The sequence below is a fragment of the Clostridioides sp. ZZV15-6597 genome (assembly GCF_020657815.1).
In the GTDB taxonomy this organism is placed as follows: domain Bacteria; phylum Bacillota; class Clostridia; order Peptostreptococcales; family Peptostreptococcaceae; genus Clostridioides.
In genome coordinates this window covers 24,772-37,058 of sequence record NZ_JAGWCT010000010.1, presented here as the reverse complement: position 1 = coordinate 37,058, position 12,287 = coordinate 24,772, and the positions used below count along the sequence as shown (strand labels likewise).

Genomic DNA, 12,287 nt, shown 5'->3' with positions numbered 1-12,287 from the left:
AGGATATTAATAAATACTATGAAAGGAGTTTTTGTATATGGAGAAAAAAATATTATTAGAAAAAATTCTTGATACGCCAGGAGTTTCATATATTAATGAGAAAGTAAATTTATTTAAATATACCAAATGGATTTCATTTGGAACTTATATAATGACTGTTGAAAGCTTCTGCTATAAAGAAGATTCAAAACACTATAATCCAGTAATGGGCACATTTGATTATGAGTCAGAAATTTTTATAGTTAATGCCATATATAAAGATGAGGTCTACTCTATTAAAAGTAAAAAACTCTATAGAAATGTATCTAAGGGAGATAAAATAGTTGTTACAATTAAATACTATTATGATAAATATGAAAATCTTATACATGAAGAAATTCATGACTACCACTCTTATCCTCTATCTAATGATTAAAGAAAAAACTGATAGTATCAAGATTAATATTTATTTTAGTTCACATAAAAAAATAATTATAGAGTATTAATTAAAGGCGAAAGCTTCTACGGACTAACGCCTTTAATTAATCTAAATATTAGTTTATTTTTTTATTCCGCTATATTATAAACTTTTAATTTATCTTTGTTTATATGCTTTTTCTTAACCTCTACTAAGGCTTTTAATGTATCTAAAGATGTCATTATTTCAGTAGAGAATTCAATAGCTGTTCTTCTCATTTTAAATCCATCTCTTGTTGAGTCATTACCTTTAGTAGGTGTATTTATTACTATATCAACTTGTTTATTTCTTATAGCATCTAGTATGTTTGGTCTAGGCTCTTCAACTCTGTTTACTATATCAGCCTCTATTCCATTTTCTCTTAGACTCTTAGCTGTACCTTCTGTTGCAACAAAAGTATATCCTAACTCTTTCATATCTTTTGCTATTGCTATAAATTCATCTTTATCGTTATTATTGACAGTAGCAAGCACTACTCCTCTTTCATCAGACATATGTCTACCTGCTGCTAAGAATCCTTTATATAAGGCTTCTTCTAGGTTTTCTCCTACACCTAAAACTTCTCCTGTAGATTTCATTTCAGGTCCAAGACTTACTTCAACTTTAGCTAATTTAGACATTGAGAATACTGGAACTTTTACTGATACTAGTTTAGGCTCTTTATAAACTCCTGTACCATATCCTAAATCCTTTAATTTAGCTCCTAGCATACATTTTGTAGCTAAGTCAACTATTGGTACTCCACTCACTTTACTTATATATGGGACTGTTCTACTGGCTCTAGGGTTAACCTCAATTATATATAATTCATTTTGGAATTCTATAAATTGTATATTAACCATACCAAGTACATTAAGGTCTAAAGCTATTTTTTTAGTATATTCTAGAATTTTATCTTTTATCTTATCAGATATATTTTGGCTTGGATACATTGTCGTACTATCTCCAGAGTGAACTCCAGCTCTTTCTAAATGTTCCATTATTCCAGGTATTAATATATCTTCTTTATCACATATAGCATCTACTTCTATTTCTCTACCAGTTAAATACTTGTCTATAAGTACTGGATTTTTATGGTCTCTAGCAAAAGCATCATCTAAATACTGAGTTAATTTTTCCTCGTTGTAAGTTATTTCCATACCTTGGCCACCAAGTACATAAGATGGTCTAACTAATACTGGATAACCTAATTCATTAGCAACTTCAATACCTTCATTAGTTGTCCATACGCCTTTTCCTTTTGGTCTATTTATATCTAATCTCTCTAATAAGTCGTCAAATTTTTCTCTGTCTTCTGCTGCATCTATATCATCAAAATCAGTTCCCAATATAGGTATTTTTTTCTCATGTAAGAACTTAGCTAGTTTTATAGCTGTTTGTCCTCCAAATTGTAGTATTACACCTTCTGGTTTTTCTTTTTCAATTATATTTAAAACTTCTTCTTCTGTTAATGGTTCAAAATATAGTTTATCTGATGTATCAAAATCTGTACTTACTGTTTCAGGGTTATTGTTTACAATTATAGTTTCTATACCCATTTTTCTTAAAGATTTTACACAGTGAACTGAACAATAGTCAAACTCTATACCTTGACCTATTCTTATTGGTCCAGAACCCAATACTACCACTTTTCTCTTATCACTTACAACTACTTCATCATATTGCTCATAAGTTGAGTAATAATATGGAGATAGAGCTTCAAATTCTCCTCCACATGTATCAACCATTTTATAAACTGGTTGTATATTATATAGACTTCTTAGTTCATATAATTTTTCTGGGCTAATCTTCATTAAGTCAGATATACCCTTATCAGAGAATCCTTTTTTCTTTAATTCATGTAAGTATTCCTTATCTAAATCTTCTATTTTAAGACCTTTTAATTTTTCTTCTTGCTCAACTATCCATTTAAATTTATTTATAAACCACTTATCAACACCAGTGATTTCTTCTATCATTTCTACTTTATAGCCTCTTCTTATCATTTCAGCTAAGTCAAACAATCTTTCATCATCAGGCACTACAACTCTTTTCTTTAACTCTTCTAACGTTCTACCTTCTGATGGGGCATGAACTAATGAATATTTTCCTGTTTCAAGTGATCTTATTCCCTTAAGAATGGCAGCTTCAAAGTTACTTCCTATACTCATTATTTCACCAGTTGCCATCATCTTAGTTCCTAATTTTCTATTTGCCTTTTTAAATTTATCAAATGGCCACTTTGGTATTTTTACTACCACATAATCTAAAGTTGGCTCAAAACAAGCATAAGTTTTTTTAGTTACCGCATTTTCTATTTCATCCAAAGTATATCCTAAAGCTATTTTAGCTGCCACTTTTGCTATTGGATATCCTGTAGCTTTTGATGCTAGTGCTGATGATCTACTAACTCTTGGATTTATTTCTATTATTGCATATTCTAAGCTGTGTGGATTTAAAGCTATTTGAACATTACATCCACCTTGAACTTCTATTGCATTTATTATATCTATTGATGCTTTTCTAAGTAGTTGGTATTCTTCATCACTTAAAGTTTGACTTGGAGCAACAACTATACTATCTCCTGTATGAACTCCAACTGGGTCTACATTTTCCATGTTACATACAGTTATACAGTTTCCATTTCCGTCTCTCATTACTTCATATTCTATTTCTTTCCAACCTTTTATACTCTTTTCAAGAAGAACTTGACCTACTGGACTTAATTGCAATCCATGTGAAAGTATCTCTCTTAATTCTTCCTCTGTATCAGCTATACCTCCACCAGTTCCACCTAATGTGTATGCTGGTCTTACAACCACTGGATATCCTATTTTATTTGCAAATTCAAGACCTGCTTCTAAATTTGTAACTATATCACTAACTATTACAGGTTGATTTATTTCTTTCATTACTTCTCTAAATAAATCTCTATCCTCACCCTTTTTTATAGACTCTATAGACGTACCTATAACTTTTACATTATATTTATCTAGTATACCAGCATCATGTAATTCTACAGCCAAGTTTAGTCCTGTTTGACCACCCATACCTGCAAGTAAACTATCTGGTCTTTCTTTTTCAATTATTTTTTCTATAAATTCTATTGTTAATGGTTCTATATATATTTTATCTGCAATTTCTTTATCAGTCATTATTGTAGCTGGATTACTATTTACTAATACAACTTCTATTCCCTCTTCTTTTAGTGCTTGGCAGGCCTGTGTTCCTGAATAGTCAAATTCTGCTGCTTGACCTATTATTATTGGCCCTGACCCTAATACTAAAGTTTTCTTTATACTATCTAATTTAGGCATAACTCTTTCTCCTTATCTAAACAATTTTCACAGTTTTTATCTTCATAATCTATACAATCAATTTTAATTACTTTATTTCATCTTTAAATTTGAGTTTATTTATTATATCTATATTAATTAAACCAATACTTTTTTTGATTTAAGTTAGTCTTATTTTTTAGTTATATATTCTGATATTATTTATTTTACAAACTCTAAAAACTTATCGAAAATATAGTCATTGTCTTTTGGCCCTGGACAAGCTTCAGGGTGGTATTGAACACTGTATACATCTAGCTTCTCATGTCTCATTCCTTCAACAGTATTATCGTTTAAATTTATATGTGTCACTTTCATTTGTTCAGGAACTTCTGAAACATAATATCCATGATTTTGAGAAGTTATAAATACTTTTCCCTCTTCTAAATCTTTAACTGGATGATTTCCGCCTCTATGTCCAAATTTAAGTTTCGCAGTTTTTCCGCCAAGAGCTAGGGCTAAAAGCTGATGTCCTAAGCATATTCCAACTATAGGCTTTTTACCAATTAGAACTTTTATATTTTCTATAATATCTTCTAAATCCTCTGGGTCTCCAGGCCCATTTGATAAAAATATTAAATCAGGATTTATACTTAATACATCTTCTGGAGATGTTGTAGCTGGGAATATTGTTATATCGCATCCACGAGCTATAAATGATCTTAAGATGTTTCTTTTAACTCCAAAATCCATAACAGCTACTTTTGGACCATTTCCTTCTATATGCTCTACTTCTTTTCTTGTAACCGTTCTAACTGCTTCTGTATTTGAAAACTTATCTAATTTATGTTTAACATCTTCTAATTTACTATCTTCTAATGTAATTATACCTTTCATTGTCCCATTATTTCTAAGTATCTTAGTTAAAGCTCTTGTATCTATTCCTTCTAGTCCTATCACTTTATTTTGCTTTAAATATTGGTCTATATCAATTTCACATCTAAAATTACTTGGAGAATCACTTTTTTCTCTTACTATAAATCCTTTCACTTGCACTTTTTCAGATTCTGCTGATGATAAATTTATACCATAATTTCCTATAAGAGGATAAGTCATAGTAACTATTTGACCATAGTAAGAAGGGTCTGTTAAAACTTCACCATATCCTATCATTGAAGTATTAAATACTACTTCTCCTACACTTTCTTCTAAATATCCAAATGCTTTTCCTATAAAAACTGTCCCATCTTCTAATATTAACCTTGCTTTCATATTACAGTACCTCCTATAATTCTCTTTAGGCAAACTAAAGAACATTAACTAAATATAATCTTTTAAATATCTATATATATTTTTCACTTTTACATTCTAGTTTTATACTCATTTGCATTTATTTTTTATCTTTTTCTATTATACTACAAATTTCTTAAAAAAAAGAAGTTATCTCAAAAGTAAAAACTCCTAGAAAAAATAACTTCTTCTTTTTAATTTAATGATTAAATTCTTAAACTATACAATCAACTTAATTTCTATTCAGCTATATTGTAAACTTTTAACTTATCTTTGTTTAGGTGTTTTTTCTTAACCTCTACTAAGGCTTTTAATGTATCTAAAGATGTCATTATTTCAGTAGAGAATTCAATAGCTGTTCTTCTTATTTTAAATCCATCTCTTGTTGAGTCATTGCCTTTAGTAGGTGTATTTATTACTATATCAACTTGTTTATTTCTTATAGCATCTAGTATGTTTGGTCTAGATTCTTCCACTCTGTTTACTATATCAGCTTCTATTCCATTTTCTCTTAGACTCTTAGCTGTACCTTCTGTTGCAACAAAAGTATATCCTAACTCTTTCATATCTTTTGCTATTGCTATAAACTCATCTTTATCGTTATTATTGACAGTAGCAAGCACTACTCCTCTTTCATCGGACATATGTCTACCTGCTGCTAAGAATCCTTTATATAAGGCTTCTTCTAGGTTTTCTCCTACACCTAAAACTTCTCCTGTAGATTTCATTTCAGGTCCAAGACTTACTTCAACTTTAGCTAATTTAGACATTGAGAATACTGGAACTTTTACTGATACTAGTTTAGGCTCTTTATAAACCCCTGTACCATATCCTAAATCCTTTAATTTAGCTCCTAACATACATTTTGTAGCTAGGTCAACTATTGGTACCCCACTCACTTTACTTATATATGGGACTGTTCTACTGGCTCTAGGGTTAACCTCAATTATATATAATTCATTTTGGAATTCTATAAATTGTATATTAACCATACCAAGTACATTAAGGTCTAAAGCTATTTTTTTAGTGTATTCTACTATCTTTTCCTTTATCTTATCAGATATATTTTGGCTTGGATACATTGTTGTACTATCTCCAGAGTGAACCCCAGCTCTTTCTAAGTGTTCCATTATTCCAGGTATTAATATATCTTCTTTATCACATATAGCATCTACTTCTATTTCTCTACCAGTTAGATATTTATCTATAAGTACTGGATTTTTATGGTCTCTATCAAATGCATCCTGTAGGTATTGAGATAATTTTTCTTCATTGTAAGTTATTTCCATACCTTGACCACCAAGTACATAAGATGGTCTAACTAATACTGGATAACCTAATTCATTAGCAACTTCAATACCTTCATTAAGTGACCATACACCTTTTCCTTTTGGTCTATTTATATCTAATCTCTCTAATAATTCATCAAATTTTTCTCTGTCTTCTGCTGCATCTATATCATCAAAGTCCGTTCCCAATATAGGTATATTTTTCTCATGTAAGAACTTAGCTAGTTTTATAGCTGTTTGTCCTCCAAATTGTAGTATTACACCTTCTGGTTTTTCTTTTTCAATTATACTTAAAACTTCTTCTTCTGTTAATGGTTCAAAATATAGTTTATCTGATGTATCAAAATCTGTACTTACTGTCTCAGGATTATTGTTTATGATTATAGTTTCTATATCCATCTTTCTTAAAGATTTTACACAGTGAACTGAACAATAATCAAATTCTATACCTTGACCTATTCTTATTGGGCCAGAGCCTAACACTATTACTTTTTTCTTATCACTAACAACTACTTCATCATATTGCTCATAAGTTGAGTAGTAATATGGAGATATAGCATCTATTTCTCCCGCACATGTATCGACCATTTTGTATGCTGGTTTTATGTTATATAGACTTCTTAATTCATATAATTTTTCTGGGCTTATCTTCATTAAATCAGATATACCTTTATCAGAGAATCCTTTTTTCTTTAACTCAAGAAGATAATCTTTAGTTAAGTCTTCAATCTTCATAACTTTTAATTTTTCTTCTTGTTCAACTATCCATTTAAATTTATTTATAAACCACTTGTCTATTCCTGTGATTTGCTCTATCATTTCTACTTTATAGCCTCTTCTTATCATTTCAGCTAAATCAAATAGTCTTTCATCATCAGGTACTACAACTCTTTTCTTTAACGCTTCAATACTTCTCTCTTCTGATGGTGCATGAACTAATGAATATTTTCCTGTTTCAAGTGATCTTATTCCCTTAAGAATAGCAGCTTCAAAGTTACTTCCTATACTCATTATTTCACCAGTTGCCATCATCTTAGTTCCTAATTTTCTATTTGCCTTTTTAAATTTATCAAATGGCCATTTTGGTATCTTAGCCACTACATAGTCTATAGTTGGCTCAAAACAAGCATAAGTTTTTTTAGTTACTGCATTTTCTATTTCATCCAAAGTATATCCTAAAGCTATTTTTGATGAAACTTTGGCTATTGGATATCCTGTGGCTTTTGATGCTAGTGCTGATGATCTACTAACTCTTGGATTTATCTCTATAACTGCATATTCAAAACTATGTGGGTTTAATGCAAACTGAACATTACACCCACCTTGAACTTCTACTGCATTTAATATATCTAAAGATGCTTTTTTAAGCATCGCACATTCTTTATTGCTTAAAGTTTGTGTTGGAGCAACTACTATACTATCTCCTGTATGAACTCCAACTGGGTCTATATTTTCCATGTTACATACAACTATACAGTTTCCTTTTGAATCTCTTATTACTTCATATTCTATTTCTTTCCAACCTTTTATACTTTTTTCAATTAATACTTGTCCAACTGGGCTTAATTGCAATCCATGTGAAAGTATCTCTCTTAATTCTTCCTCTGTATCAGCTATACCTCCACCAGTTCCACCTAATGTGTATGCTGGTCTTACAACTACTGGATACCCTATTGTAAGTGCATAATCAAGACCTGCTTGTAACTCTGTAACTATATCACTAACTATTACAGGTTGATTTATTTCTTTCATTACATCTCTAAATATATCTCTATCTTCACCTTTTTTGATAGATTCTACTGAAGTACCTATTATTTTTACTCCGTATTTATCTAGTATGCCTTTTTCATAAAGCTCAACTGCTAAGTTTAATCCTGTTTGTCCACCCATACCTGCAAGTAAACTATCTGGTCTTTCTTTTTCAATTATTTTTTCTATAAATTCTATTGTTAATGGTTCTATATATATTTTATCTGCCACTTCTTTATCAGTCATTATTGTAGCTGGATTACTATTTATTAATACAACTTCAATTCCTTCTTCTTTTAAAGATTGACATGCTTGAGTTCCTGAATAGTCAAATTCTGCCGCTTGACCTATTATTATTGGTCCTGACCCTAATACTAAAGTTTTCTTTATACTATCTAATTTAGGCATAAATTTTTCTCCTTATCTAAATGGTTTTTACTATCTGTAAATAATACTAAATCTATATTAATGCTAAGAATTTATTAAATATACAATCTAAATCTTCTTTTGTTGTGTATTCTGGAATGTACTGAACACTATATATTGGTAATTCCTTATGTCTCATTCCTTCTATAGTATTGTCATTTAAATTTACATGAGTTATCTCTGTATTTTCTGGCATCTCTGAAACATTGTATCCATGATTTTGAGAAGTTATAAATACTTTTCCTGTTTCTAAACATTTAACTGGATGATTTCCTCCTCTATGTCCAAATGCAAGTTTTGAAGTTTTTCCACCTAATGCTAATGCCAAAATTTGATGTCCTAAACCGATTCCTGCTAGTGGTTTTTTGCCTACTAATTTCTTTATATTTTCAACTATATCATTTATATCTTCTGGATTACCTGGCCCATTAGATAATAATATCAAGTCAGGGTTTATTCTTAAAATTTCTTCTGAAGTAGTCATTGCTGGTACTACTGTTATGTCGCAGTTACAAGCTTTCAGTGAATCTAATATACTATTTTTAACACCAAAGTCTACAACTACAACTTTAGCACCAGTCCCTTTAATATTTTCAATTTCTTTTCTTGTAACACTTTTAACTGAATCTTTATTGCAACACTCCGTCAATTTAGACTGAACTTCTTGTAATGATACATTTTCTAAAGTTATAATACCTCTTTTTGTTCCATTATTTCTAATAATCTTAGTCAATGCTCTTGTATCTATTCCTTCAAGTCCAATTACTTTATTTTGCTTTAGATATGTGTCTATATCCATTTCACATCTAAAATTATTTGGGTTGTCACTTTTTTCTCTTACTATAAGTCCTTTTACTTGCACTTTATTTGATTCAACATCTTCTAAATTTATTCCGTAGTTCCCTATAAGTGGATATGTCATTGTCACTATTTGTCCATAATAAGTTGCATCTGTCAGTAGTTCACCATATCCTGCCATTGAAGTATTAAACACAACTTCACCAACAGCTTCCTTTAAATATCCAAATGCTTTTCCTTCAAATACTGTTCCATCTTCTAAAATTAATTTCCCCTTCATATAAGCTACCTCCCAAATGTTTTATCTAAGCATTTTCTATTTCTTTTACAATATTAATAGCTGATTCTCTTGGACTTTCTGCTTTTGTTATAGGTCTTCCAACAACTAAATAATGAGCTCCTCTTTTTATTGCATCTGATGGAGTAACAACTCTTTTTTGGTCTCCAACTTCTGCTGACTTAGGTCTTATCCCTGGGCAAACTGTTATAAAATCAGTTCCACACGCTTCTACTATCTTATCTACTTCTTGAGCTGAGCAAACAACTCCATCTATTCCTGATTCTTTTGCTAATTTAGCTCTCTTTATAGCCAATTCTTCTGTTGTCATATTACATCCTATATCTTGTAAGTCTTGGTTGCTTAATGAAGTTAAAACCGTTACTCCAACCACCAAAGGTTTTTCTATATTTAATCTCTCTGCTTCTTCTTTAGCAACTAGTGCACATTGTCTCATCCCTTCCATGTCTGATACATGTATTGTCATTAACCAAACATTATCTCTTACTGCAGCTCTTACTGCACTTTTCATAGTATTTGGAATATCATGGAATTTAAGGTCTAGAAATATTTTTTTACCTTTTTCTTTTAAATAGTCTATAGTCTTTCCTTTTGTAGCCACATATTGTTCTAGTCCTACTTTAAATATATCTACACTATCTTCTAATTTGTCTATTAGTTCTTTAGCTTTATCAAATTCGTCAGTATCAATTGCAACTATTAGCTTCTCTTTACCATTTATCATTTTTACATCTCCTTTTTAATAAAGCCTAAATCCTCATAAAAAAATCCTCACACCAAAAGAGGCACAAGGATTTTATCTATACATAACTCTATTCATTAGCTATGAGATATCTTTCCCAGTCTCTCTGGACTAGTTTAAAAGACTTTATTATATTTAAATTTTTATTTTATACTCATCAAAAACCTCTAGAAGATTTACTAGAGGTTATATATTAACACTATCTATAACCCTTTAGTCTCTCTGGACTAATTTAAGGAATTTAGCTGTAATATTTTTCTTTATTTATATAACTTTATGTATCTTAAGGATATTTTAAAGTTTCATCTTTTTTATAATTAAACCACTAATTGCTTTTTATGTCAATAAGTCTTTGAATTATTCTTTATCTTTATCAAACAATTTTTTTTCAAAATAAGACTCTGCATTATATATCGCAGCAGCTGGATTATGCCCAGTTACTCTATCTTTGACAATTAGAGTTGTTATAGGAGCTTCCATATATTTCATAGCTAATGTATCATGTCCAACACATAGTCCAAGAATTATATTAAGGTCAACTTTAGCTTCATTTAAAAACAAAGCCTGCCCTATTGGATTACACATTATTTCATCTGCACACTTTGATATCGTTTGAGATGCTTCTAATCCAACTGTACTTTTAGGCATTGCTCCATTTTTACATATCACAGAAAACACTTCAAATCCATGATGTTCAAATACCTTTTGTACTGTTTGCATTTCTCTTTTTAAACCAATACAAAACGCTATACCAATTTTTTTATAGTCACATTTTTTAGCAAACTCTATAATCTCTTTTAACCTAGTATATTGACAGTATCCCTCTGTTTCAATTAATCCAGCATTATAAGCTATTTTTCTATTTTCTTCATCTTCATAAAGTTTTTTTGCCTTTTCTTGTAACTCAACTTCTCTAGTTGGACATATCTTCATTAGCTTATCCATATCTCCATCTGAACAGCCTCTAAGATTACATTTCCCACACTTATACATACATACTATCCCCTCTCAAAATTTTATTCATTTTGTGATTCTTCTTTTTCCAAACTTAAATTTTCATCTTGAGTTTCTTCTTCTGATTTTACATGTTCAACTACAGTTATAAAATATGACTTTCCTATTCTATTCTTTATAGGAAGTTTTTCATATGAAACATCTATTTTATTTTTTATACATGCTATATCAAAATGTCTTAAGCCTACTCCTAAGCTAACCTTATTCATATCTTCACAATGTTTCTTAGGTTTCTTTTCAAATAGATGAAGACCTCGTTCATCTTTATGAAAATACCAAGGTTGAGAGTTTTTCACAGATGGAGCTCTTCTTGTAAATTCTAATATTTCTTTCCATTTCCTATTTCTATTTATTTTATTTATGATATCTTTTACTGGTTTTCTATCAGGCCTAGCGTATCTTGTCCTAAATAAATCTTCATTTTTTGCCGGATATCCAAAAGCTATTATTATATATGGATTCTCTATTTTGTTTTCATCTTCTTCTTCCGTTTTTATTCCAGCTAAATAATCTAAATCGTCTTCTTCATCTTCTCTTGGGTCTTTGTTGCCAATATCTACAAATTCCAAGATATCTTCTCTTTTTAATGTCGACTCCAACCAACAAGTAGCTACTCCTAACGTTGTAAGACGTAAGACTATACCTTCAGTGGCAAAACCTATATTTTGTAGATAGTCTTTTCCTTTATCTGATGTGACTACTATATAATGAGGTGCTTTTACTTTACACTCTTTACCCATTAAAAAGTGTATTATATGACCTCTATCAACAACATGTGCTTTAATATTTAAATCTTCATTTAAGTATTCTAAATTTTTACAACTTCTTTTTATTTCTTCCATTAATGGCTTTTTTAGTTTTGTACTGGAAAAATTTCTTACAGATTTTCTATAAAAAATGGCTTCATAAAGCTCCATTTATGCCCTCCTAACTGAAATCTTCTGTTCATAATATATAAACTACTATATTT

Annotated in this window: 8 protein-coding genes; 1 reads left to right on the top strand and 7 read right to left on the bottom strand. The window is 30.0% G+C overall.

Annotated features, from left to right (window positions below; genetic code table 11):
• The first annotated feature begins 37 nt into the window (after positions 1-37).
• Entirely contained in the window at positions 38-415 is a 378-nt protein-coding gene (locus KGF52_RS04125; protein WP_227828650.1) for a DNA polymerase III subunit delta, read from the top strand.
• A gap of 131 nt (positions 416-546) precedes the next feature.
• Here KGF52_RS04125 and carB (KGF52_RS04120) read toward each other — a convergent pair whose 3' ends face one another.
• The 7 genes from carB (KGF52_RS04120) to KGF52_RS04090 form a co-directional block, all read right to left on the bottom strand.
• Positions 547-3,753, bottom strand: a complete 3,207-nt coding sequence (gene carB / locus KGF52_RS04120; RefSeq protein WP_227839231.1) for a carbamoyl-phosphate synthase large subunit — start codon at positions 3,751-3,753, stop codon at positions 547-549.
• Positions 3,754-3,933: 180 nt separating this feature from the next.
• Positions 3,934-4,983, bottom strand: coding sequence for a glutamine-hydrolyzing carbamoyl-phosphate synthase small subunit (gene carA / locus KGF52_RS04115; RefSeq protein ID WP_227839230.1), 1,050 nt, complete (start codon positions 4,981-4,983; stop codon positions 3,934-3,936).
• 257 nt (positions 4,984-5,240) lie between these two features.
• Positions 5,241-8,447 (bottom strand): carbamoyl-phosphate synthase large subunit, encoded by a 3,207-nt coding sequence (gene carB, locus KGF52_RS04110; RefSeq protein WP_227828647.1) that lies wholly within the window; start codon positions 8,445-8,447, stop codon positions 5,241-5,243.
• Between the two features lie 52 nt (positions 8,448-8,499).
• Complete coding sequence (gene carA / locus KGF52_RS04105; RefSeq protein ID WP_227828646.1) at positions 8,500-9,543, bottom strand: glutamine-hydrolyzing carbamoyl-phosphate synthase small subunit; 1,044 nt, start codon at positions 9,541-9,543, stop codon at positions 8,500-8,502.
• 25 nt (positions 9,544-9,568) lie between these two features.
• The gene (gene pyrF / locus KGF52_RS04100) at positions 9,569-10,285 is read right to left on the bottom strand and encodes an orotidine-5'-phosphate decarboxylase (RefSeq protein ID WP_227436407.1); all 717 of its coding nucleotides are present in this window, start codon (positions 10,283-10,285) and stop codon (positions 9,569-9,571) included.
• Between the two features lie 375 nt (positions 10,286-10,660).
• On the bottom strand, positions 10,661-11,296 hold the full coding sequence (locus KGF52_RS04095) for a DUF1847 domain-containing protein (RefSeq protein WP_227839229.1): 636 nt from the start codon (positions 11,294-11,296) through the stop codon (positions 10,661-10,663).
• A gap of 23 nt (positions 11,297-11,319) precedes the next feature.
• On the bottom strand, positions 11,320-12,234 hold the full coding sequence (locus tag KGF52_RS04090) for a nitroreductase family protein (protein WP_227839228.1): 915 nt from the start codon (positions 12,232-12,234) through the stop codon (positions 11,320-11,322).
• Positions 12,235-12,287: the final 53 nt, after the last annotated feature.

Excerpts from the sequence above, each read along its gene's own strand:
- KGF52_RS04125 (WP_227828650.1), top strand. The coding sequence starts at position 38 with ATGGAGAAAAAAATATTATTAGAAAAAATTCTTGATACGCCAGGAGTT.
- carB (WP_227839231.1), bottom strand. The coding sequence starts at position 3,753 with ATGCCTAAATTAGATAGTATAAAGAAAACTTTAGTATTAGGGTCAGGG.
- carA (WP_227839230.1), bottom strand. The coding sequence starts at position 4,983 with ATGAAAGCAAGGTTAATATTAGAAGATGGGACAGTTTTTATAGGAAAA.
- carB (WP_227828647.1), bottom strand. The coding sequence starts at position 8,447 with ATGCCTAAATTAGATAGTATAAAGAAAACTTTAGTATTAGGGTCAGGA.
- carA (WP_227828646.1), bottom strand. The coding sequence starts at position 9,543 with ATGAAGGGGAAATTAATTTTAGAAGATGGAACAGTATTTGAAGGAAAA.
- pyrF (WP_227436407.1), bottom strand. The coding sequence starts at position 10,285 with ATGATAAATGGTAAAGAGAAGCTAATAGTTGCAATTGATACTGACGAA.
- KGF52_RS04095 (WP_227839229.1), bottom strand. The coding sequence starts at position 11,296 with ATGTATAAGTGTGGGAAATGTAATCTTAGAGGCTGTTCAGATGGAGAT.
- KGF52_RS04090 (WP_227839228.1), bottom strand. The coding sequence starts at position 12,234 with ATGGAGCTTTATGAAGCCATTTTTTATAGAAAATCTGTAAGAAATTTT.